The sequence below is a fragment of the Wolbachia endosymbiont (group A) of Anthophora plumipes genome (genome assembly GCF_964028115.1).
Lineage (GTDB): Bacteria > Pseudomonadota > Alphaproteobacteria > Rickettsiales > Anaplasmataceae > Wolbachia.
Window position 1 is genome coordinate 998,200 of record NZ_OZ034756.1, and the last position, 21,882, is coordinate 1,020,081.

General features: G+C 35.6%; 21 protein-coding genes, 1 other RNA gene and 2 pseudogenes. 14 read left to right on the forward strand and 10 right to left on the reverse strand.

Annotated features, from left to right (window positions below; translation table 11 throughout):
• Nucleotides 1-10: 10 nt before the first annotated feature.
• Nucleotides 11-172, reverse strand: a non-coding RNA gene (ssrS, locus tag ABWU75_RS04985) — 6S RNA.
• Nucleotides 173-281: 109 nt separating this feature from the next.
• Here ssrS and ABWU75_RS04990 point away from each other — a divergent pair.
• Both ABWU75_RS04990 and ABWU75_RS04995 read left to right on the forward strand, forming a co-directional pair.
• Nucleotides 282-872 (forward strand): phospholipid-binding protein MlaC, encoded by a 591-nt coding sequence (locus ABWU75_RS04990; protein ID WP_353286743.1) that lies wholly within the window; start codon nucleotides 282-284, stop codon nucleotides 870-872.
• Nucleotides 869-2,158, forward strand: coding sequence for a bifunctional folylpolyglutamate synthase/dihydrofolate synthase (locus tag ABWU75_RS04995; protein WP_264731590.1), 1,290 nt, complete (start codon nucleotides 869-871; stop codon nucleotides 2,156-2,158). Before ABWU75_RS04990 ends, ABWU75_RS04995 begins: the two co-directional genes overlap by 4 nt.
• A gap of 660 nt (nucleotides 2,159-2,818) precedes the next feature.
• Here the strand turns inward: ABWU75_RS04995 and ndk are convergent.
• Nucleotides 2,819-3,238 (reverse strand): nucleoside-diphosphate kinase, encoded by a 420-nt coding sequence (ndk, locus tag ABWU75_RS05000; RefSeq protein WP_253309229.1) that lies wholly within the window; start codon nucleotides 3,236-3,238, stop codon nucleotides 2,819-2,821.
• 113 nt (nucleotides 3,239-3,351) lie between these two features.
• Here ndk and ABWU75_RS05005 point away from each other — a divergent pair, with 113 nt between their 5' ends.
• The 3 genes from ABWU75_RS05005 (at nucleotide 3,352) to ABWU75_RS05015 (ending at nucleotide 5,961) form a co-directional block, all read left to right on the forward strand.
• Nucleotides 3,352-4,113: a hypothetical protein gene (locus tag ABWU75_RS05005; RefSeq protein ID WP_353286744.1), complete on the forward strand. Its 762-nt coding sequence runs from the start codon at nucleotides 3,352-3,354 to the stop codon at nucleotides 4,111-4,113.
• Entirely contained in the window at nucleotides 4,114-5,061 is a 948-nt protein-coding gene (gene hemH, locus ABWU75_RS05010; RefSeq protein WP_353286745.1) for a ferrochelatase, read from the forward strand.
• 78 nt (nucleotides 5,062-5,139) lie between these two features.
• Nucleotides 5,140-5,961, forward strand: a complete 822-nt coding sequence (locus tag ABWU75_RS05015; RefSeq protein WP_353286746.1) for a hypothetical protein — start codon at nucleotides 5,140-5,142, stop codon at nucleotides 5,959-5,961.
• 3 nt (nucleotides 5,962-5,964) lie between these two features.
• Here ABWU75_RS05015 and gshA read toward each other — a convergent pair whose 3' ends face one another.
• Nucleotides 5,965-7,125 carry a glutamate--cysteine ligase gene (gene gshA, locus ABWU75_RS05020; RefSeq protein WP_353286747.1) on the reverse strand — a complete coding sequence of 387 codons (1,161 nt, stop codon included), beginning with the start codon at nucleotides 7,123-7,125 and terminating at the stop codon, nucleotides 5,965-5,967.
• A 115-nt stretch (nucleotides 7,126-7,240) separates the two neighbouring features.
• Here gshA and hslV point away from each other — a divergent pair, with 115 nt between their 5' ends.
• A complete protein-coding gene (gene hslV / locus ABWU75_RS05025) occupies nucleotides 7,241-7,795 on the forward strand; it encodes an ATP-dependent protease subunit HslV (protein ID WP_096617344.1) in 555 nt (184 codons plus the stop codon).
• A 1-nt stretch (nucleotide 7,796) separates the two neighbouring features.
• The gene (gene hslU, locus ABWU75_RS05030) at nucleotides 7,797-9,287 is read left to right on the forward strand and encodes an ATP-dependent protease ATPase subunit HslU (RefSeq protein ID WP_253309224.1); all 1,491 of its coding nucleotides are present in this window, start codon (nucleotides 7,797-7,799) and stop codon (nucleotides 9,285-9,287) included.
• A gap of 68 nt (nucleotides 9,288-9,355) precedes the next feature.
• On the opposite strand, the gene ABWU75_RS05035 is transcribed toward hslU, so the two are convergent.
• Both ABWU75_RS05035 and ABWU75_RS05040 read right to left on the reverse strand, forming a co-directional pair.
• Nucleotides 9,356-10,297, reverse strand: a complete 942-nt coding sequence (locus ABWU75_RS05035) for an FKBP-type peptidyl-prolyl cis-trans isomerase (protein ID WP_353286748.1) — start codon at nucleotides 10,295-10,297, stop codon at nucleotides 9,356-9,358.
• A complete protein-coding gene (locus ABWU75_RS05040) occupies nucleotides 10,290-11,081 on the reverse strand; it encodes a polyprenyl synthetase family protein (protein ID WP_253309222.1) in 792 nt (263 codons plus the stop codon). The genes ABWU75_RS05035 and ABWU75_RS05040 overlap by 8 nt, the downstream gene beginning before the upstream one ends.
• A 145-nt stretch (nucleotides 11,082-11,226) precedes the next feature.
• Here ABWU75_RS05040 and acpP point away from each other — a divergent pair, with 145 nt between their 5' ends.
• The 4 genes from acpP (at nucleotide 11,227) to thyX (ending at nucleotide 15,033) form a co-directional block, all read left to right on the forward strand.
• Nucleotides 11,227-11,487, forward strand: a complete 261-nt coding sequence (acpP, locus tag ABWU75_RS05045) for an acyl carrier protein (protein ID WP_341811841.1) — start codon at nucleotides 11,227-11,229, stop codon at nucleotides 11,485-11,487.
• A 13-nt stretch (nucleotides 11,488-11,500) separates the two neighbouring features.
• Nucleotides 11,501-12,769: a beta-ketoacyl-ACP synthase II gene (gene fabF / locus ABWU75_RS05050; protein ID WP_253309221.1), complete on the forward strand. Its 1,269-nt coding sequence runs from the start codon at nucleotides 11,501-11,503 to the stop codon at nucleotides 12,767-12,769.
• A gap of 122 nt (nucleotides 12,770-12,891) precedes the next feature.
• On the forward strand, nucleotides 12,892-14,169 hold the full coding sequence (gene murA, locus ABWU75_RS05055) for a UDP-N-acetylglucosamine 1-carboxyvinyltransferase (RefSeq protein WP_264687745.1): 1,278 nt from the start codon (nucleotides 12,892-12,894) through the stop codon (nucleotides 14,167-14,169).
• Nucleotides 14,170-14,178: 9 nt separating this feature from the next.
• A complete protein-coding gene (gene thyX, locus ABWU75_RS05060; protein ID WP_265017404.1) occupies nucleotides 14,179-15,033 on the forward strand; it encodes an FAD-dependent thymidylate synthase in 855 nt (284 codons plus the stop codon).
• A gap of 72 nt (nucleotides 15,034-15,105) precedes the next feature.
• Here the strand turns inward: thyX and ABWU75_RS05065 are convergent, their stop codons facing one another.
• Nucleotides 15,106-17,940: an ankyrin repeat domain-containing protein gene (locus ABWU75_RS05065; protein WP_353286749.1), complete on the reverse strand. Its 2,835-nt coding sequence runs from the start codon at nucleotides 17,938-17,940 to the stop codon at nucleotides 15,106-15,108.
• 742 nt (nucleotides 17,941-18,682) lie between these two features.
• Nucleotides 18,683-19,504 carry a hypothetical protein gene (locus ABWU75_RS05070; protein WP_353286750.1) on the reverse strand — a complete coding sequence of 274 codons (822 nt, stop codon included), beginning with the start codon at nucleotides 19,502-19,504 and terminating at the stop codon, nucleotides 18,683-18,685.
• Nucleotides 19,505-19,601: 97 nt separating this feature from the next.
• On the opposite strand from ABWU75_RS05070, the gene ABWU75_RS05075 reads away from it, so the two are divergent.
• Both ABWU75_RS05075 and ABWU75_RS05080 read left to right on the forward strand, forming a co-directional pair.
• Nucleotides 19,602-19,823: a hypothetical protein gene (locus ABWU75_RS05075; RefSeq protein ID WP_253309216.1), complete on the forward strand. Its 222-nt coding sequence runs from the start codon at nucleotides 19,602-19,604 to the stop codon at nucleotides 19,821-19,823.
• Nucleotides 19,814-20,089 (forward strand): type II toxin-antitoxin system RelE family toxin, encoded by a 276-nt coding sequence (locus ABWU75_RS05080; protein WP_353269801.1) that lies wholly within the window; start codon nucleotides 19,814-19,816, stop codon nucleotides 20,087-20,089. The genes ABWU75_RS05075 and ABWU75_RS05080 overlap by 10 nt, the downstream gene beginning before the upstream one ends.
• Nucleotides 20,090-20,132: 43 nt before the next feature.
• Here the strand turns inward: ABWU75_RS05080 and ABWU75_RS05085 are convergent, their stop codons facing one another.
• Nucleotides 20,133-20,645, reverse strand: coding sequence for a hypothetical protein (locus ABWU75_RS05085; protein WP_264731566.1), 513 nt, complete (start codon nucleotides 20,643-20,645; stop codon nucleotides 20,133-20,135).
• Nucleotides 20,646-20,720: 75 nt separating this feature from the next.
• On the opposite strand from ABWU75_RS05085, the pseudogene ABWU75_RS05090 reads away from it, so the two are divergent.
• A pseudogene (locus ABWU75_RS05090) lies at nucleotides 20,721-21,165 on the forward strand (winged helix-turn-helix domain-containing protein); the annotation flags it as partial.
• 26 nt (nucleotides 21,166-21,191) lie between these two features.
• On the opposite strand, the gene ABWU75_RS05095 reads toward ABWU75_RS05090, so the two are convergent.
• Both ABWU75_RS05095 and ABWU75_RS05100 read right to left on the reverse strand, forming a co-directional pair.
• On the reverse strand, nucleotides 21,192-21,410 hold the full coding sequence (locus tag ABWU75_RS05095; protein ID WP_264736254.1) for a transposase: 219 nt from the start codon (nucleotides 21,408-21,410) through the stop codon (nucleotides 21,192-21,194).
• 184 nt (nucleotides 21,411-21,594) lie between these two features.
• Nucleotides 21,595-21,879 (reverse strand): annotated as a pseudogene (locus tag ABWU75_RS05100) (IS630 transposase-related protein); the annotation flags it as partial.
• Between the last annotated feature and the right edge of the window lie 3 nt (nucleotides 21,880-21,882).

Genomic DNA, 21,882 nt, shown 5'->3' on the forward strand with positions numbered 1-21,882 from the left:
ACCAATCAAAAAAGGATCCGTATCTACCGTCAGCCTTAGTAGATTCCTGAGACCTGAAGTTAAGGTGGGCATCGCATATTAGTTTCAACGAAACCAGCAGAGGCAATTCCCTTCTCTAGAAATTATCGCTCGGGAAATTTAACTTAACTCATAACGCATAGCACAGACCCTTACTTGAATTATAGATGATTTACACAGGGCATGTCTATAGGTATATTAAAGTCAGCGATTATTATTTAATCTTTATTAAATTTTGCATTTTAAGTATTATAGTTTATCTTATGAACATTACTAAAGTTTTAATCATTATTGTTTTTATTGCAATTTCTTCAAGAGCTTACACTAGTTGTACAGATCACAAAATTTTTGTGCATACTATGAAGCAACAAGTGGATGGTATATCTACAAAAGGAAATAGAAAAAACCTAGGGCATGTACACGAAAAGCTTCAGGAGGTCATTCAGAATAATGTTAACCTCAAAGGAATATCGCAATTCGTTATAGGAAAACATTGGGCTTTAGTTAAACAAAAAGAAAAAGAAGATTTTTTAAGAGAGTATGAAGTGTATCTTACGCGTTTGTGCGTTAAAATTTTATATAAATACATGCATGATAGTGAAATGATCATAATGAGTACAAAAGCAGCTGACGATGAAACTTGCTTAATTGGTACAAGATTTTCTTACGGTGATGAAGAATTTACAAATATTGATTTTAAAGTTACTAAAAATAACAGTTCTTTCTTGATAAGTGATGTTGTAATGAGTGGAATAAGTATTGCTATTAATCAACGTTCTCAATTTAGTGAAAAAATCGACACGCATGGCATAGCAAGCGTTATAGCTGAATTAAAATGCAATAACAATCCATGATATATATGCCTCATTGGCCTAAACCGCTTGGTAGTAGACCAAAGGATTTTTCTCTTGATCGCATAAAAAGCTTTCTAAATAAATTGGACAATCCTGAGAAAAAAATGCCTCCCGTAATTCATATAGCTGGGACTAACGGGAAAGGCTCAACACTAGCATTTATAAGATATATAATGCAAGCAGCAGGGTATAAGGTCCATGCATACACTTCTCCACATTTGGTGAATTTTAATGAAAGAATAGTTATTGCAGGCAGTTATATCGACGATAATGAATTATATAGCTTATTAGAAGAATGCCGTGCCGTGATTGCAGAACAACCTATCACTCTGTTTGAAGCTGCAACTATTGCAGCTTTTTTAGCTTTTTCTCGTCATAAAGCCGATATTACTTTAGTTGAAGTAGGTATGGGCGGAAGACTTGATGCAACAAATGTTATAGATAGTCCGATTTTAACAATAATTACTTCCATTGCACTTGATCATACAGAATATCTTGGCCCTACTGTAGAAATTATAGCAGGTGAAAAGGCTGGAATAATGAAACCTAATGTTCCTTGCGTAATAGCACCACAAGAAAAGTCTGTGATGAGTACACTAGAATTCCATGCAATAAATAAGAAATCTCCTCTATATAGAGGAGGTCTTGAATGGAATTGCAAAAAAAAGAACAACAAAATGGTTTTCCAATCAGCTATTCAATCAATAGAATTTCCTTTGCCATCTCTGAAGGGTGAACACCAAATAATCAATGCAGGAAACGCCATTGCAGCATGTAGTATTTTAAGTGGAAAATATGGATTTGATATTGGAGAAGAGGATATCACTTCAGGTTTACAGCGTACCTACTGGCCTGCACGACTAGAGCTAATAAAAGAGGGTAATTTAATTTCCCTACTACCGAAAGATTGGCAATTATTTTTAGATGTTGCGCACAATAATGACGGTGCTAGAGTGCTATCTCAGTGGGTAAAAGATAATTTTGCTGAAGGTATCTATATAATTTTTGGTGTTACTCGTAACAGAAATGTGGCAGAGTTCTTAGAGCACTTAAAGCCATATATCAAGCTACTATGTGCGGTTTGTGTTAAGTCTGAACCTAAAGCAACAAATACAAATTTGATTAGGGAAAAAGCCAATAACATAGGAATAAAAGCAGTTGAATGTGAATCAATTGGCGATGCAATATCAAATCACATATTAAAAGCCTCTATCCAAAACATCAAAACCATACTAATCTGTGGCTCATTGTTCCTAGCTAGAGACTTCGCTATGGAGAATAACTAACTTTGATGATATGTGAGCATTAACTGACCGATGGGAAAATGACTTTGATTATTTATAGTATTGTATGAAGCGACTAAAATTGTCATTACAGCGCTTAGTGTACGACAGTGCTCCAACATTTAGGGTTGCAGTTTACTTGTAAGCAAGCAAACTGAGTTGGTGAGTATAAAAGTATAGCTTCTACGTCATAACGCCGCGGTATCTCAGCCGCTAACAAGTAGCGGGATGACGGTTGTCGTTTAGCTATAAATATTTAAGAAATTTACCAAACGAAAAAAAAGGCAAAAGAAATCCCGTGTTAGCTAGTTGTCACTTTCTAATCCTGCAAATTGGCGTTCTCTACTGTCTTAAACGCTTTGTAAGCGCGTTTCGGCTTATATAGCTAGAAATGTTGTGAAGACATAAGGTGCACATAGTGCGAAAAATTAAAAATAAGACGCCAAGTACGTTGTTTTTTTTGCTGTTTAATCTGCACAGATGAAGATAACTGAATACCTTCAGTACCATGATAAGAGGGCTGGCGGAGTTTGTCAAGGAATTTTTTCGTTTCTATGTTGTCAGCTACTTGGATTTGCCACCTGTTAATTACAACGTTCGTACAGATGTATGCTTGACATAGGATCCAGAAAATTTAGTTATATATAGGAAAATCTGATTTGACTACACCAACTCACGTTCAGCAAAAAAGAAAGCTATCTCCTTACGAGCATTTTCTAGACTATCCGAGCCGTGAACTCTATTTTCACTAATGTCATCAGCAAAATCACCCCTGATTGTACCTTTATCTGCCTGCTTTGGATCGGTAGCTCCCATGATTTGTCTGTATTTACTTACTGCATTTTCACCAACTAAAACTTGAACTATCACAGGACCAGAAGTCATAAACTCTACCAATTCCCCAAAAAAAGACCTATCTTTATGAATTTCATAAAACAGCTCTGCTTGTTTTTTTGTCAGTAACATCATTTTTTGTGCTATAATTTTGAGCCCAGAGCTTTCAATGTATGAATTTATCTTGCCTGTAATATTATTTTTTACTGCATCAGGTTTTAATATCGAAAGTGTTCTCTCAATTGCCATATTATTTCCTTATATAAAATAGTATATTTATAGATTTATTTTATTGTAAATTTTGATTTGATAAAAGCAGTTTTTTATTTATAGTTAAGAATAAACCATCAAGGAGGTATTGTATGGGTTACTGTCGTAAAAAACTAGCAAATAATCTTAAGTCATCAATTTTTTGTGGAACAAAAGGATTTTTGACTTTTAATTTGGCATTTTTAAGCTTTTTGGAATATAGCTTACATCATAATACAGAATTAAAAAAAGGTGCTGCCTTTGCAATGAAAAGGAATACTATTCCATTGCTTGAAATGGCTATCATAGTGCCATTTGTTTGTTTTGCGCTGCCAGCTATGGTAGGCAGTATGAGCCTCATGCAATGCGCACTTTTATGTGCTGCCTTAATGATTGCCACATGTTTTATTGTCAGAACTTTTCATCTGCGTGAGAAGTTAATGGAAAAAATCACTAACCATATTAGAAAAGAAATAGACGAGGAATTTAAGAAAGATACTATAAAATTTCCTATCTTTGATCAAAATAGAAAACACACCGAGTATAATTCGCCTAACTCAGGGCGACTACTGGATGAAACAAGTAGCACCTCTCTTTTCGTTAAAGTTTACTTTTTCCCCTCAAGGTCTCTTCTGAATGTCCTGCAAAGTTGTATAATGCTATCTTTAGCTGCTGTTGAACTTCTTGAAACGGTACCAAGTCTTTTTGTCGATACATTTTTCGATTGGAACTTCACATCCACCAAGAGTAACCTGAAGAGATCAGGCCACTTATTGTATGCCAGTGTAAGAAATTTAGTGCCTATAACTAAATTTGATGAGTGTGTAGCTAATTTTATAGGCACCCCAGAAGTAACTTGTTGTAGTAGTGCGTAGGTGAAAAAGGCAGTTATCTTATTTAATCTTGGCGGGCCTGATTCACTAAATGCGGTCCGTCCTTTTTTATTCAACCTTTTTTATGACAGGAGAATAATCAATCTACCGAATCCCTTTCGGTTTCTTTTAGCAAAGTTTATATCTGCGAAACGAGAAAATACTGCACGAAAAATATACGAGGAAATCGGAGGTAAATCGCCAATTCTGGAGAATACAAAAATGCAAGCTAATGCTTTAGAACTAAAATTAAATGAAGATAGAAACCATGTACACAAGGTATCCATTTGCATGCGCTATTGGCATCCATTTGCTGACGAAGTTGTTAAAAGTGTAAAACAGTTTGATCCTGATGAAGTAATTTTGCTGCCACTATACCCTCAATATTCAACTACCACAACTTTGTCATCCATCGAAAATTGGCAAAAAAATGCTAAAAAGCATGGCCTAAAATGCAATACAAAAATAATTCATCATTATTATGACAATGAAAACTTTATTGAGGCTCATACTAACTTGATAGCCAAGTACTACAAATTAGCCAGCAGGATTGGTAAGCCAAGAGTCCTATTTTCAGCTCATAGCTTGCCCCTTAGCGTTATTAAAAAAGGCGACCCTTACGCTTCACAGGTAGAAAGAAGCGTAGAGTTAATAGTAGAAAAGTTAGCTATCAATAACTTAGATTGGTCAATATGTTATCAGAGTAAGATTGGTCCTGTAAAATGGCTAGAGCCAAGCACTGAAAGTGAGCTATCACGTACAAAAGCTGATGGTGTACCTGTAGTTTTATCACCTATATCTTTTGTTTCTGAGCATTCAGAAACTCTAGTTGAACTTGATATAGAATATAAAGCAATTATCAAGGATGGATATTATTTTCGCGTACCAACTCTCAGTATTGATTCCTTGTTTATAAAATGCTTAGCCGATTTATGCATAAATCACCCTTAAAGTCCTGATTTATAGGGCTTTTCTTCAAGGCTTTTATGTGATAGAATAAAAGGGAGTTATTATTTTGTTAACTATTTCATGCCAAACAAGCTAAAAAAGAAATCTAACATACTCGCACAAAAGGTGCATGATATTTATGATCATGATTTCAGGAAGGTAATCTGCATCACAACAGGTTTAACAGCCCTATTGTGTAAGATTTCACTGCAATTTTGCTGCGAGTTCATTGACAATAATAGATCCAATATCTTTCTTATACGGAATGTTGCTCGACTAGTAAAGTTTCCGACATTTATTCTATATATTGCCCATTCTGCATTTACTCTACAGGATCTAATTAAGGATTACAGAAACCCTGAGAGTAAAAAAGAGCTGGCAAAAGTTGTGGGTAAATCGGCTAATCTTGCAAGCAGCATCATAGAAGCATTGATGATGTTGAAAGTCATCCATTTTTTTACTAGGGGTAATGCAGACGTAATAAGTCACATTCACTTAACATCAACGATCCTATTTCTGTTTATTTCGGAACCTATAAGCTACTATTATTCATGGAGAAAATACTTAGATAATAAGGATCCTGAAAAGTCTGCTAAGTGTAAGAAGGACCTTATTATCAGCACATTAACTTTGTCATTAGGTTTGTTAAACTTCATATTAAAAAGAATGGAGACTGCAACCATACCAATAAACTTAGGTAATGGTATAATCTATAATTTCAACTTAAGCGTAACAGTTAGCATAATATATAGTGCAGTATTTCTGGCAGTTCAGCTTGACAAATTGTTTCAACAACCTGTCAATGATGATCCTTCCACTGAACTTGATAATGCTGGCCATAACCATATTCAGCCCGGTAATGATGATAATGATCTGCCCGATGGCAACGCTGTGGGAATGTAAGGGTTAGAGGTGAAAAGATTTTATTTCTACTGCCAACGCTAGTACTGCTAATTTGCCAACAATACTCCAAAGTGACAGAATTTTACCTTCCACAACCTGGCTAACATCATGAAACTCACAGTCAGTGGCATTCAAGCTAGAATATACATCTTTCCTGCTATTACATCGGTATAAGTAACATGTTGGAGTATCTCCTATATAGTATATCAGCGGTTCTGCAGAACTGCTTTTAAATATGTCAATGGTTGGTACACCTTCTTGTATAATAACGCTATTGATTGCTATTCCTTCTTTTATCTTTTTCATTTTATGACGCTTTTTTTTATTGAGATTTAATATTTCCTCTCCACTTGTTGCTGTTATAATGCCCATCCCATATGTGCCATTGCTTGCTTTGATAAAAACGTAAGGTTGTGTTTTTATTTCATATTCCTCATATTTTTTTTGCACTAGAGATAATATTTGGTCAACTTTAGTCGCTACTGCTCCTAGTGATGAATCATCATTAAAGTCAACTCCATTACAGCTTTCTGTAAGCACAGAAACAAGCCATGGGTCCATTTTAAATTCGCTACAAAATTCGGACGCTAATTCTTGATAGATTTCAAAATACTTAAATTTCTGTCTGCTATGCCAACCGTATAGTGGGCTTGGTACTATATCTTGCTTTACGTCTTTTAGCGTGTCTGGAATGTGGCTCGTCATATCACGATTCAGTATAATAACATCAGACACAAATCCTGAAGTTGTCTTTAGCAGAGAGTTTTCTTTCACGATAGTTTCATATGGTTCTATTAAATTATATGCTTCGTTGTGAAAGAGGCCAATTCTAGTTTCAAAACCTGCGAGCTGCAGTACTTTCTCTATAACAAATACGTTTTCTATATACATTTTATTTCGTGTGTAATTCTCCGGTATTATAAGAGTCTTTTTATATTGTTTTGTTTCAAAATAACTTTTTATTAGTTTTGCTGCTGTTGCTCTTGATGTCTCACTTAGATTGTTGAACCCTGCAGGAAATAAATTAGCGTCCACTGGGGCAATTTTGTAGCTGGAGTTTCTAAGATCTATAGAGCTATAAAATGGCAATGTAAGGCCGTTAAATTTTGCCTCAAACCAATTATTTATACTTTTTTCCAAATCTGGGTGAATTATGTTTTGCATCTACACTTTAAATGTTATAAGGAAGGTATTATATTATAAGCTATAATTAAACATATTTAGCAAATTTGACTAAAGATTAAAGTATAATGAGATTCTTATTTAAAGTAATAGAAAAATGATTCAACACGATAACAATAAAATGTATGGAACTACTATACTGTCAATTAGAAAAGATAAAAGCGTAGTAGTAATAGGTGATGGACAGGTTTCACTGGGCCACACTGTTATAAAATCCGGAGCAAAAAAAGTTAGGCGTCTTTCTGGTGATTCTGTAATTGCCGGTTTTGCTGGAGCAACAGCCGATGCATTTACTCTCTTTGAAAGACTAGAATCTAAACTTGACAAGCACCCAGGGCAATTAATGAGAGCATGTGTTGAACTTGCAAAAGACTGGAGAATGGATAAATATCTAAGAAAATTAGAGGCTATGATGATTGTTGCAGATAAATCTATTTCATTAGTAATTACGGGAACAGGTGATGTTCTTGAACCTGAAGATGGAATCGCAGCTATTGGCTCTGGGGGAAATTTTGCTCTATCTGCAGCAAGAGCTTTAATTGACATTAAAGGAATATCAATAGAAGAGATTGCAAAAAAGGCTATGAAGATAGCTGGCGATATATGTGTTTATACAAATCATAATGTAGTTATTGAAAAGATAGAGGAGTGATATGTCTTCCAAGCAAAAAACTTTGTGCACTAATTTTTCCAATCAGCCTATAACCCTTTCAGAAGGGCGGCCTTGTAGTAGTGACACCTATGATGAAAAAAATGACCTCTATAAAGATACTAAGAGTGGTTTTGATTCAAATGACAGCGATATTCAAGTTAATGACAGTACTCAAGTTTTGTTAGATGACCTGCCACCACAGAAGATAGTTAAAGAATTAGATAGATTCATAATCGGACAGGATGATGCAAAGCGTGCTGTTGCTATTGCGCTCAGAAATCGTTGGCGTCGCAATCAGGTTCCATTTCCATTGCGTGATGAAATCATACCTAAGAATATATTGATGATCGGTCATACAGGGGTTGGTAAAACTGAAATAGCTCGCCGCTTAGCAAAACTTGCCGGTGCACCGTTCATAAAAATTGAGGCAACGAAGTTTACTGAAATAGGATACGTTGGACGTGACGTTGATTCGATAATACGCGATTTAGTTGATGCAGCAATAGTTTTAGTTAAAGAGAAAGCCCGTAAAGCCTTAGCTAACAAGGCTTTAATTTTAGCTGAGAAAACAATAGTAAACTCTATGGTAGGCGAAAATGCAACCGAAGAGAGTAAAAAAATTTTTAGAGAAAGGTTGAGGAATAAAGAGTTTGAGGACGGAGAAGTTTCTATTAACGTCAGAGAGAGCAAGAGTATGTTACCTACTTTCGATATACCAGGCATGCCAGGTGGGCAAGTTGGTGTGATGAATGTAACAGAAATAGTGGGCAAGATGTTTAACGGGAGCAAAAAAACAAAAACTATTACGGTGAAGGTAAAAGAAGCGCGTGAAATATTAATTAATGAAGAAAGTGAAAGGCTAATCGATGAAGATAAGATAATCAAAGAAGCCATTGATCTTGTTAGTAATGACGGTATAGTATTTTTGGATGAAATAGACAAAATTGCAGCGCGTACAGAAGTAAAAGGTGAAGTAAACAGAGAAGGAGTGCAACGCGATCTGTTACCACTACTTGAAGGAACAACTGTTACAACTAAGTATGGCCATGTAAAAACAGACTATATATTATTTATTGCATCTGGTGCTTTTCATCAGTCTAAACCATCTGACCTCTTACCGGAATTACAGGGCAGATTACCGATCAGGGTAGAACTTAAGGCACTTACTCAAGAGGATTTAATAAGAATATTAAAGGAACCAGAATCTAGTTTGTTAAAGCAGTACATAGCTTTAATGAAAACAGAAAATGTGATGCTTGAGTTCACTGATGATGGTATAAAAACCATAGCTGAAATAGCGTTTACAGTTAATAGGCAAGTGGAAAATATAGGCGCAAGAAGGCTTCACACTATCATGGAGAAGCTTTTAGATGAAATAAGTTTCATTGCTTCTGAGAAAAATAGCGAAAAATTCATTATAGACAGCAAGTATGTAAAAGATAAACTTGAGTCAATTTCGAAGCAGCTTGATTTATCTAAGTTTATACTTTAGGAAAAACAAAAAGCCTACTTTAAGTAGTATAGAGAGTGTTCAGAAGGTCAGCCAGTAAACCTAAAATTTCAGCTATATTCTTTAGGCTGTTTTTCAACAGTAGAATGGTGTGCTGCGACCTCTTGCTTAATATCTAAGCTTAAGTCAATTATTGAGATATTTTCTTCATCATAATCTATGTCTTTTATTAACATATCGTCAGTAATAGTCAAAAGGTCAGGCGGAGAAAGAATAGTTCTTTTATTACCAGCTCTCATTCCCACAACTCCAAGCTCTATAGCAAGTGGTATTTTTTTATCGCCAACCCTAAATTGCACTGTTTGATCTTTGACTATATATTCCCCATTATGCTCCTTTACGCTATATTTAACTGATATCTCATCACCGCACCTTACTTGTTTTCCAGTCTTGTTAATTAAGTCATTAAAAACCATCAGATTATTCACTGAGTCGGGATATTTATCCTTTACTTCGATCAGTTTGACGTAATAAGAATTAAAATTCATTTTGTTATCATTGGCAATAGTAACTACACGCTCTCCGCCTTCTTTCATACCTATCACCCCTAAACCCACTTCTTTTAGGTCATCTTGACCTATTTTCAAAGTAACATCAGAAACTTTGCTAGGGAGTGTTGCTGAGTTATTATTAGAAATTTTATATATTTGCAATAGGACTTCCATGCCACAGAAAGCCTTGCTGCCACTGCCTTCAGTAATTTCATAAAAATTTATCGAATCTTCTTTCTTTTGCTGCGTCATTTCTTCTAAATATTCTGTTAGCCCATGCTTTTCAATATAGCGGTCGAGTGCTGATTCAAGTATTGGCTTCACTAGATAATGTGCTATTGTCTGTATCAAACCACCATGCGTGGCACTTATCTCATAAAGCTTGTCCTTTTTTCCCGGTTTACCTTTGTTTATATAGACAATAGTAAACATAAAAGCAGAGGTTAAAGTGAGAATCATTACTATGGAAATAAGCATTTGTAATATAATTTTTCTAACCATCTTTCTTTACTTGATTCAATAAATCATATAAATAATTAGTATCCCCTGAAAGCGCACTCAAATTATCCAAGCCTTGTTTAAAGAGGGCGTCTATATAGTCCTCTACTTCACTTTTACCAAGTACAGACATTAGATTATTTGTTTTATCTTGTTCGTAATCTTCAATATCATCCTTAGCTTGAAAGATAAGCCCTAGGTTTATCCCGTAGTTATATAACGCTTTACGTTGCTTATCTGTAGCATTCCCTATTATAGCACCTATTTCACATGAAGCTGCAAATAGTTTTGCGGTTTTCATCAAATGAATTTCTTTTATTTTGTTAAAATCTGCACCAATATCTAAAATCTGTCCTCCTACCATTCCCCTAATTCCTATTGCCTGAGAAAGAACTTTCATGATTTCACAGCATTTCTCATTTAACGAAGATAATACCTCAAAAGCCAGAGTAAGTAGTGCATCTCCGGCAAGCACTGCTGTTGCTTCATCAAATTTTTTATGGCAGCTTAGCTGGCTTCTGCGAGTATCACTGTTGTCCATGCACGGTAAATCATCGTGAATTAGAGAGTAAGCATGAACAAATTCAATTGCTGCAGCAACTGATATTACTTTTTTAGCTTCCGCGTTAAACACTCGCGATGAAGCTACGACTAAAAAGGAGCGTATATGTTTTGCAGGAGCAAGGAGTATATAACGCATAGCTGATATAAGCTTATTCTCGCTATTTTCTGGTAAAAGTTTATTTACTTCTACAATAAGCAAATTTTTTGTTGTTTCGTCTAGCATTTTTGAATTGTTAATTGTTTAGCACGTAACGCTAGCCAGCTAGGGCAGTAGAAAACTTTGCTGTAGTTTACCAGTTATAAAAGATATTGCAAACATAAAAATTTTTTATAACATCAAAGAATAGGTTATTTTTTTGGTAAGAAATGTGAATAGCGAACTAGCAAAGAGCACTAGAGAAGACATAGAAGAGAAAGTGAAAAAGATTATACTAGAGCACATTAGTAAGGATGTAGAGAAATTCAACAGCTCTTCAAAGCTTTCGGAGCATGGTGCAGACAGTTTAGATGCAGTTGAAATCATCATGGCAGCAGAAGAAGAGTTCGGAATAGAAATTCCAGATGAAGACGCACAAAAAATGGAAACTATGGAGCAAATAGTTGAGTACATTAATAGTAAAAAAGGCTAATAGTTAGTGTTAAATGAGCAGAAGAGTAGTAGTCACTGGTGTTGGTTTAATCACTCCACTAGCGGCAGATGTTGACAACACTTGGTCAAGGCTGATAAAAGGCGAGTCTGGCATAAAAGCAATCAATACAGATAGATTTGACTCTTCTGATCTTGCTTGCAAGGTTGCAGGGCAGGTGCCTGTGCAATCCGATAACATTGAGAATTACTTTAATCCTGTAGGTTATATTTTTGAAAAAGATCTAAAAAGAACGGATCGTTTTATTCATTACGGCATTGCAGCAGCGATTCAAGCTGTGGAAGATTCATCTTTAGAAGATTCAAAAGTAGATAGAGAACGTGTTGGCGTAACTATTGGCTCTGGTATAGGTGGTCTTCCGTCAATTCAGGAAAATGTTATTACCATGCAGGAAAAAGGGCCCAGACGTGTCAGTCCATTTTTTGTCCCTGCAAGTCTAATAAATTTGATATCTGGCCATATTTCTATTAAATACGAATTTACAGGTCCAAACGATTCAGCAGTAACCGCATGTGCAACAGGTGCGCATGCAATCATAAATTCAGCAAGAACTATAAAACTTGGTGAAGCAGATATTATGATTGCAGGTGGAGCAGAAAGTGCACTGTGTAGAGTTGGAATTGCAGGTTTTGCGTCTATGAAGGCATTATCAACTAAATTCAATGATAAACCGGAAGAAGCTTCAAGGCCATGGGATGCAGAACGCGATGGTTTTGTTATGGGTGAAGGAGCAGGTATATTGGTGCTGGAGGAATACGAACATGCAAAAAAAAGGGGGGCAAAAATACATGCTGAACTGGTTGGGTACGGACTCACAGGAGATGCGCACCACATTACAGCACCACATCCAGAAGGAAGAGGCGCATTTAAGGCAATGCAGCTTGCCTTAAAAAGTGCGCAAATTAATCCAAATCAAGTAGGATATATCAATGCACATGGAACTTCAACGCCACTTGGAGATAAAATTGAAGTAATAGCAATGAAACAGTTATTTGGTGACTACGTTTATAAAATACCTGTTTCTTCAACTAAATCTTCTATAGGACATTTACTTGGTGCTGCAGGGAGCGTTGAAGCAATATTCAGTATTCTTGCGTTAAATAATGGAATTATTCCGCCAACCTTAAATTTACATAAACCTTCAGAAGGATGTGATTTAAATTTTGTACCGTTTAAAGCTCAGGAGCATAAAATTCAATATGCACTTTCTAATTCGTTTGGTTTTGGTGGCACTAATGCATCGCTCATCTTTGGACAAGTGTAATCAATTTTGCTGCTAAATAGCTAAAATGTACGAACATTATGATCTGTGATAGCTATATTATCTGTAATTTGCCTTTTACTGTCGATTTACTATACTTATTTGGTAAGATCTAGCTTAATTAAATGCACAAAATATTAGTAAGTAGTAACCATAAACCTCTGGTCGGAAAAATCAAGATTAATGGCTCAAAAAATGCTGTTTTACCGATAATGGCAGCAAGTCTATTGAGTAGCTTCTCGGTAATTTTGCATAATGTACCTGATTTAATTGATGTGCATCTAATGTCTAAGCTGCTTGAGAGTCTTGGAGCGAAAGTGAATTTTACACGCAATAAAGATTATAAAGCAAATCATACTTTGGAAATTGATTGCAGTAATATCAACAATCACGTAATGTCACACGAAACTGCAAGTAAGCTGCGAGCATCTCTTTTAATGCTAGGTCCAATTCTCAGTAGATTTGGTAAAATCACAACAGTCTTTCCTGGTGGATGCAATATCGGAAAGCGTCCCGTTGATATGCATATCAAAGCATTAGAAGAAATGGGAGCTAAAATTGAAGTTGAAGGCTGTAATATAATTGCAACAGTGAAAGGAAAGCTACAAGGAAAAGAAGTTATACTTGAGAAAATAAGCGTTGGTGCAACAGAAAATGTAATAATGGCAGCAACACTTGCAGAAGGAGTGACAATAATAAACAATGCTGCAACGGAGCCGGAAGTTCTTGATTTAATAGAGTTCCTAAAGAAAATGGGTGCTAATATTGAGATTAGTGATACAAGGATCACAATAACAGGAGTTGAAGAATTAAATGGATGTGTTCATAAAATAATACCAGATCGCATAGAAGCAGGCACCTATGCACTAGCTGCTATAATAACCGGTGGTAAGTTGGAGTTAGAAGGAATAAGTCTATCTGATATAAGATGTATTGTGAATGAATTGAAGGCTATAGGGGCTAATGTTGAACTATATAATGAGGGGGTTATGATTTCCAGAAAAAATTGCTCTATTAGGTCTGCTAACATTGCAACAGATCCATACCCCAACTTTCCCAGTGATATGCAACCACAACTGATGTCTGCAATGTGCATCGCTGATGGGATATCAGTAATTGAAGAGAACATTTTTGAAAACAGATTTGCACATGCAGATGAATTGAGAAAGTTAGGCGCCAATATCAGCATCGAGAAAAGCAAAGCTACTATAAGTGGAATAAAAAGCTTATCTGGAGCTAATCTGTGTGCCACTGACTTAAGGTCAACAGCAGCTTTGGTACTTGCTTCTTTGGTAGCTGGTGGAGAAACTACAATAAATAATTCGCATCATTTATGGAGAGGATATGAAGCAATGCACGAAAAACTCAATTCATGTGGAGCTGATATTTCCATTTCATCTTGAGGATATTTTATGAATGAAGCAACTAAACGAACTACAGTAAAAGAAATAGATGAAATCTTATATGAAGAACATAAGGTATTAGACCATGGATTTATTCGAGTAGTGGATTATATGGGCTCTGATAGCGCTATAGTTCAAGCTGCTCGTGTTTCTTATGGCAAGGGAACAAAACAGATAAGTCAGGATGAAGCACTTATAAAGTATTTAATGAGACACCATCATACAACTCCATTTGAAATGTGTGAAATTAAGTTTCACGTGAAACTTCCAATTTTTGTTGCAAGGCAATGGATAAGGCATAGAACTGCAAATGTGAATGAATATTCGGCAAGATATTCAATACTTGACAATGAATTTTATATACCAAAACCAGAACAGATTGCAAAACAATCTGATAATAATAAACAAGGTAGCGGTGAAGCTTTTGATCCGGATACCTCAAAGGAAATAATAGATTCTCTAACAAACGACTCTAATTTAGTATATTCTCATTATGAAAAATTTATTGAGCAGGGGCTTGCAAGAGAAATTGCCCGAACTAATCTAACGCTTAATTACTACACGCAATTTTATTGGAAAATAGATCTGCATAACCTCCTTCATTTTTTGAAGCTTAGAGCTGATAAGCATGCCCAATATGAAATCAGAGTTTATGCAGAAGTTATGCTGGATATAATAAAAAAATGGGTCCCATTGGCCTACAATGCCTTTGTTGAATATTGCCTAGAATCAGCTTGTATTTCAAGAACTGGTCTAGAAATAATTCGCAAATTAATTAAAGGGGAAAACGTTACTAGAGAAGAAAGTAATATTGGTAAAAGAGAATGGGACGAGCTGATGTCTATACTTGATAAACAATCTTAAAGATAAAGGCATACGTATCAATCTCCTCTGTCAGTTAACTCTCGTTCACCAAATTGAATCTTGCTTTTTACATCACATTAACTCATCACTTTTATAGAACATCTCATTAAAATCATCCAAAGTTCCAAAATCTTTATTTTGAACAAATAGATGACCATCTGTTATGTATGCCTTAGGCAGGGTAAATGGTTTATCATAATGCTGCGATGCTGGCTTAACAATTTCATTATATAAAACCATTACTTGCTCGTAGTTATATCCATCACCAGCATGATATTTACCACGTACGGTATCATAAAAATTCTTTATATCATCATATGTCACTTGCAGCTCCACCTCATACTTTCCCACTTCAAGAGGACTTCCTGTTCTTATTTTAAAGGGATGTTGTGCATTTGCAATACTGTTAGAATCTTCTGCTTCACTATCAGAATTTTTATCCATATTTTCTATCACACTTGCCATAACAGTTTCTTGTTCGTCTTCTATTGGTTTTGCTTGTTTTTCAATTTTATTATTGCTACTGTCAGTTTCCACAGTGACTTTTCTTGTTTCCATATCTTTTTGAGCTTTCTCATTACTTTGCTTGCGTATTTCATCTCCATGCAATTTCTCCTGCAGAGCTTTTTCCATGTCAGCATAACCGTCACGATTGCTTTGCAAAGCTGGTTGATCTTCAACATAACTGCTGCTATCATCTGCTTGCATTTGATCTATATAGTTAGATTCTTCTTCCTGTATAGTATTTTTTGTAACTCCCTTAAGGTAATCAAGCATATCTTTTCCAGTCTTTTCCCAACTTGCAGCATCTGCATATTTTCTATCATTATTGATTACATCCTTTAATATTCTTCTATCATCTATCCATTGTTCAGCATGCTCAAATAGCGTCCATCCTTCATTACCACGAATATCAACATCAGCTCCATTCTTTATCAGGTACTTTACTTTGTCCAATTGTCCATGCCTTACTGCATGAATAAGTGGTGTCCAGCCTTCACTATCTCGAACCTCAATATTTGCATTATTCTTTATTAAATATTCTAATATCTCTTGATTTCCTAAATTAACAGCAAAGTGTAAAGGTGCTAAACCGTAACTATCTTTAACATTAACATCTGCACCATGCTCTATTAGGTAATTTGCTACCTCTATATTTTTCATGCTCATGGCAAAATGTAATGGAGATTTACCAGAACTAATATCTCGAGTATTAATATCTACATTGTGATCTATTAAGTATTTAGCTATCTCTGTATGTTTGAGTTCAATAGCATAATGTAGTAGTGTTTGAGCAGAGGTGTTTTTGACATTAAGATCTGCACCATGTTGAGCTAAATATTCCACCATATCCAGGTCACCTAGCTTAACAAAATGGAATATCGGATTACGTACATTAATATCTGCACCATTGTCCACAAGATATTTTACTAAAGCTGTGTTCTTTATAGCATAGTCGAGCGGCCTGAGATTGTGAGCATCTGGAATATTAGGATTTGCACCATGTTCCACTAAGTATTCAACTATTTCCATGTTTCCCGATTTTATGGCATAGTGCAAAGGTGTCTTAAAACAAGAGTAATCAGTTCCTTCGTAATAAATATCTTGAGAATTGAGATTTGCACCTTGATCGATAAGATATTTTGCTATTTCTGTATTTCCTGATTTAATAGCATGATGTAGCGGTGTTTGTCCGGCTTTATCTTTCGCGTCAATATTTGCGCTATGTTCTACAAGTTCGATAACTTCATTCAAATCCCCTGATAAAGAAGCAGAGTGCAAACGCGTCGCACCGGTTACCTCATTTGTTTCATTTATGTTTCCTATAGTATCTTCTTCAACTGCCCTTTTCTTTCTAGATTTGACTTCACTTTTCACTGTAACTTCTTCGTTCATAGGTTGATCACTAAACATAACTTCTGCATCTATCTGGTTACTATCTTTCTCCAACTCATGAGATAATTTTTCAGATAGCTGATCACCACTCAAATATGGTTCCTTTGAATATTTAGCGTAATTATAGGGATCAGTGCTGTCTGCTGAATAAAACCCACTTTCAAAGTCTGAGTAGAAGCTTTGATTGAGCGCGAAAAATAAATTTTCATAATCAAGTAGCATGTCATAATCAGAGCTAACACAATGCAAGAATTCACTATCTTCATAATCTGCTATATAGAATTTTTCGGAATCAAGGGTAATTTCATTTGTCCCCTTACCTTCTGCAGTAAACTGTAAAACTACTTCTGAACGCCCGTTACCTACGTCATTACCTTTTACCACTTTAAACAAGGTAATTTCACCTTTTTCTATGAACTCCTTTAATTTCTCATTCTTTTGATCTAATTCTTCTTCTGCTTGTCTTTTCTCTCTTATCAATTTCTCCTCTTTTTCAGTAGCTCCATTTTGCAACTGTAAAAACATCTCTTGTGTGGTTAAGCTATTTGTGTTGCTTAAAAAATTATCTAACATATTTGATGCAATTGGTGACAATTCACCGTGATCATCAAATACTTTTTCCTTTGCCTTATCATAGTGATTTGGGTTATAGATTGCATAAAGAGGATAAAAACCATAATCTGCTATTGACGCCCCATCAGATGATAGTTCCATTGAGAATCCATAGTGATTAAGTGGAAGATTGGAAGTTAAATATCTACCGTTATCATCCCTAACGTATAGCTCACTTCTACCATTGTGCTCACTATATTTATTGTAGTAGATATAAAAATTCTCATGGTTAAGATTGAAGTGATCATCTAGGTTATCGAATTGAATTGTACTGCCAAGCTTCTCACGCAAAAGATTTTTGCTTTCATCTGTAAGCCTCATACGTGCAGAAAAGTAGTATCGATCTATAGGTTCGCCTTTTTCTATCTCAAAGTTCAAAGTAATCTTGTCGTTGACCATTGGTAGCCTCCAAACATTATGTAAATCTATTCATTATTTTATTTATCAATCATACGGTGTGTACTATGAAAAATGTGTTAAGTATTAAGATTTTTTTTTCTGTATCTAGATAAGGTAACAGTAATCTGTCATTTCAGCGCGTGAAGCTGGAATCCAGCTTTTTAAGTCATGAGAGCTACGAAAAATTACTTTACAAACTCCGCCAGCCCCCTTATCATGAAACTGAAGCTATTTATTTATCTTCGCAATCTGTGCAGGTTAATGACAAAAAACTTAGGGTATTTGGCGTCTCATGTTTAATTTTTCGCACTACGTGCATCGCATGTCTTTAAAAATTTCTGGGTTTTTACCTATAAAAGCCGAAACGCGCTTACAAAGCGTTTAAGACAGCAAAAAACGTCAAATTGACAAGGGAGAATTTGAATGCTAGCTACTACGGGGTTTCTTTGCCTTTTTTTCCGCTCAGTAAATTTCTTAACGTTTATAATTTAGGTTAGTTGCAAGTTAAAAGCAGCTAAATCGCTCTTTATCAAGCGTTTTAGAATAAAAAAACGCCGATATTTTAGTACATAGTAAATAGCCAACCACCAACGGGGTTTCTTTTGCCTTTTTTCTTCGTTTAGTAAATTTCTTAATGTTTATAGCTAAAGTAACTTAGGTTCATCGACAATCGTCATCCCGCTACGTGTTAGCGGGATCTATGCTAAGAGATACCGCGAATGAATCGCGGTATGACGGTTAATTATTCCGTGACGGTATCTGCTTTTTCCTTGATCCTAAGTTCCTGCATTGGCAGTCTGTTTTCATCAATACTCGTGCCATCTTCAAGTACTGCAGGTATTATGACTTTCTCAAATTGCCGTTCTGATTTTTTCTCTAAATAACCAAATATGTCATAAACACTGATCCTTTGACCAATCACTAAAAATGGCGTATCAGCAGTATTACGCCTTGAAGTTATGCATTGTTCAAACTTTTGACAGGCACTGATCAGCGATACCCGACTATAAGCGCAGCTTGCATCATGTAAATCATCAAGGATAATGCAACCACCGTACTTTCGACCTTCATCAAAATCAAGAGAACTATCCCCAGCTCCTGTACCTGTTACATGCCCTGATATTGAAAAGCCATTAACAAAACCTCCTTCTTTAGTTCTAATTACTCGCGTACTTTTGCGACCAACTACTTTTACGTTTGGAAAGACTTGACGGTAAAATGGAGACTCAAGGACAATGTGCAGTTCATTGATTTTTTCACGCATCAAATCTCTTTGGTGCGTAATATACATAAACTTTGCCCTTGGATTATTACCGAGGGCAAACGCCACATGAAATATAAAACCCAGTGTTGTCTTGGCACAGCGTGGTGGTATGTTCCACCATTGACTGTGTGCTTTTTCAAACACCAAGCGATTAACACTGCTAAAGAGCAGCCACAGATAGTTTTTGCTACCATCCTCTCTCTTTAAATTTAATCTGATATTAAATACTCGCAGCATGCCCTGAAACGCAAAGAAGCCAAAATCTTTGCGGCATAAAATAATATCCTCCTGAGATAGCATTTTTCATCCTTTAAACTAATTCCAGCATACACTAATTTATTGAAAAATTAAAAAAAATGTTGTAAAATTGTTACAGTAGTAGATTTTGGTAAAACTTATGGCAGACTTAAACGCTAATATAGTTCTCAGTAAAGAAACTTTACTGCACCTTGCCGAGCTAGCTGAGCTCACTAAGCAGCCTGCTCAAGAATTAGCAGAGAAACTACTCAAAGAAGCAATTGAGCTTGAAATCGAGGATTTTTTAGTGTCTAAAATTTCTGATGAGCGTGATGTTGAAGGCGCAGAAACAGTTGATTTTGAAGATATTAAGTGGGACTAGAACGTTATAAAATTAAGTCTCTAAAGAGCGTTACTGAAAGGGATTTACCAAATCTTCCAAAGACAATAAGGCTAAGAGTTCAAAAGGCTATAAAAGAACGACTTACAGTCGATCCAATAAATCTTGGTGAACCACTACATCATAGCTTAAAAGGGCGCAGAAGGTTAAGAGTAGGTGACTATCGCGTGGTCTACAGGGTAGATCAATCAGAACGTACAGTGGTTATCACAGAGGTAGGACATAGAGATACTATTTACAAGAGATAAGTACATTCTTTTCTTTATTGAAAAAATAAAATGCTGTAGTTGGCTATATTGCAGCCTTACCCGCAACCTGACCAAAATTATCTAACATTTGATTCATAGCTATCCAACGATCATTTAAAGATTTTCCGTAAGAAGTGTAACCACCACCTAGATTTTGACCAATTTGTGCACCAAGTCCATGTGCTCCGATAAGACTTTGCAGCCCTCCTAAAGATGAACCGATAAAGTCATTCAAGCCACGCGACGCAAGTTCAGAGTTTAAACTTGCAACTTTAGATAGACCATAGCTTGATTGATTAAGTCCACTGGCACGTAATTGATTGCCAAGCGCGGTGTTCATTTGATTGCTAACAAACTGCTGATAAGGACCTTCACAGTATTGCGACGCTATTTCATTGATAAATCCTCCTGGACCATCTTTTCCTAAGCCCCCAAGACTATCCATGAATTTATTGTACCGACCATACAATTCTTTTTGTACTCCGATATTATTTTCAAATTGGCGATTAGCTTTAGAACTACCAAAAAGAAAGTCAAATAAATCTCCTAATACCAATTCCCGCTATACAAGTAACGGATAGACAATAATGGAAAAAAGCCATACTGGAGTAAGTAAAATAGCGAGGTTTAAATGGCATTAAGATCAAAATTATTGGATGAAAAAGTGAGCAAAAGAAATGCTGAAGAAAGTAAGAAATAATGCATATGTTGCAAAAAAACTAAATGCTGTAATTGCAGCAAAAAAGCATAGTATAACAGCCGTAGCAAAAATATGTTGCATTTCAAGAAAGGCACTTACTGCATGACCTAAAATTTGGCAGAGAAGAAAAATTATTTGCTCCACCTCAACGCCGTAGAAAAACTATATTGAACCAAAGCCAACTTGAACAAGTTGAAGCATGGATACAAGAAAATCCCAACATTACCATTAAAGAAACGAGAATAAGAATTCAGGAAAAGTTTGGTTTAGCAAGTCTACAGTACACCGTAATATGCAAAGAATGAAATTCTCATATATCACACCAAGACCAGTGCATAACGGACAAGATAAAAGTAAACAAGAGGAGTTTAAAAAAAAATCTTAATGAAACTATAGTATTTTCTAAAACGAATGATAAACGTCTAAAATGGTATTACCAACTAAAAGGTGTAAGTCTGTACATTGATGCATTAGAGGTCTGAGGCGACTTTTGATGGTGTGCCAACAATGCTCTATCGGATTTAGATCAGGTGAATATGTTGGAAGATAAAGCAAATGACAGCCAAAAGACTCTATTAATGACTTTGTTTTGGGAGTTTTATGGAATGTAGCATTATCCATAACTATGGTTGTATTACGCTGCAATTGTGGTTCGCTCTAACCATACATTAAATACATCTTTATTACACCCTCCTGTGAAGGTCATTGGTGCAATAAACTTCTTTTTAATCCATCCACCTATTATACTCACTCTTTCCCACTTTTTTCCTGGAACATCAGCATATATTTTTTCTCCTTTTGGAGCTCATGCATATTCTCGGTATAGTCTATTATCAACTCCTGCTTCATCTATATATAAAATGCTACAGTGGTCTATTTTTGAGACTTTATCGATAAATTGCTGCCTATCTTCTTGATTGCGCTCTTGATAGAATGTGACTTTTTTTAAGGTTATTTTTAGCTGTTTTAACCTATACCAAACTGCACTTATTCCAAAGCCAAGGTTTTGTTTCATTTCTGCTAGTGTGTGATCTGGGTGTTTTTTAACATAGTCTACAAGTATTTTTGGGTCTATTTTCCGAATAAAACCAGT

What these genes read in the sequence shown, in the direction of transcription:
- ABWU75_RS05095 (WP_264736254.1), bottom strand. Translation starts at nt 21,410, where the DNA reads ATGGATAATGCTACATTCCATAAAACTCCCAAAACAAAGTCATTAATA.
- ABWU75_RS05015 (WP_353286746.1), top strand. Translation starts at nt 5,140, where the DNA reads ATGCCAAACAAGCTAAAAAAGAAATCTAACATACTCGCACAAAAGGTG.
- murA (WP_264687745.1), top strand. Translation starts at nt 12,892, where the DNA reads ATGCACAAAATATTAGTAAGTAGTAACCATAAACCTCTGGTCGGAAAA.
- thyX (WP_265017404.1), top strand. Translation starts at nt 14,179, where the DNA reads ATGAATGAAGCAACTAAACGAACTACAGTAAAAGAAATAGATGAAATC.
- ABWU75_RS05005 (WP_353286744.1), top strand. Translation starts at nt 3,352, where the DNA reads ATGGGTTACTGTCGTAAAAAACTAGCAAATAATCTTAAGTCATCAATT.
- hslV (WP_096617344.1), top strand. Translation starts at nt 7,241, where the DNA reads ATGATTCAACACGATAACAATAAAATGTATGGAACTACTATACTGTCA.
- fabF (WP_253309221.1), top strand. Translation starts at nt 11,501, where the DNA reads ATGAGCAGAAGAGTAGTAGTCACTGGTGTTGGTTTAATCACTCCACTA.
- gshA (WP_353286747.1), bottom strand. Translation starts at nt 7,125, where the DNA reads ATGCAAAACATAATTCACCCAGATTTGGAAAAAAGTATAAATAATTGG.
- ABWU75_RS05035 (WP_353286748.1), bottom strand. Translation starts at nt 10,297, where the DNA reads ATGGTTAGAAAAATTATATTACAAATGCTTATTTCCATAGTAATGATT.
- ABWU75_RS05070 (WP_353286750.1), bottom strand. Translation starts at nt 19,504, where the DNA reads ATGCTATCTCAGGAGGATATTATTTTATGCCGCAAAGATTTTGGCTTC.
- ABWU75_RS04990 (WP_353286743.1), top strand. Translation starts at nt 282, where the DNA reads ATGAACATTACTAAAGTTTTAATCATTATTGTTTTTATTGCAATTTCT.
- ABWU75_RS05040 (WP_253309222.1), bottom strand. Translation starts at nt 11,081, where the DNA reads ATGCTAGACGAAACAACAAAAAATTTGCTTATTGTAGAAGTAAATAAA.
- ABWU75_RS05065 (WP_353286749.1), bottom strand. Translation starts at nt 17,940, where the DNA reads ATGGTCAACGACAAGATTACTTTGAACTTTGAGATAGAAAAAGGCGAA.
- ABWU75_RS05075 (WP_253309216.1), top strand. Translation starts at nt 19,602, where the DNA reads ATGGCAGACTTAAACGCTAATATAGTTCTCAGTAAAGAAACTTTACTG.
- hslU (WP_253309224.1), top strand. Translation starts at nt 7,797, where the DNA reads ATGTCTTCCAAGCAAAAAACTTTGTGCACTAATTTTTCCAATCAGCCT.
- ABWU75_RS04995 (WP_264731590.1), top strand. Translation starts at nt 869, where the DNA reads ATGATATATATGCCTCATTGGCCTAAACCGCTTGGTAGTAGACCAAAG.
- ndk (WP_253309229.1), bottom strand. Translation starts at nt 3,238, where the DNA reads ATGGCAATTGAGAGAACACTTTCGATATTAAAACCTGATGCAGTAAAA.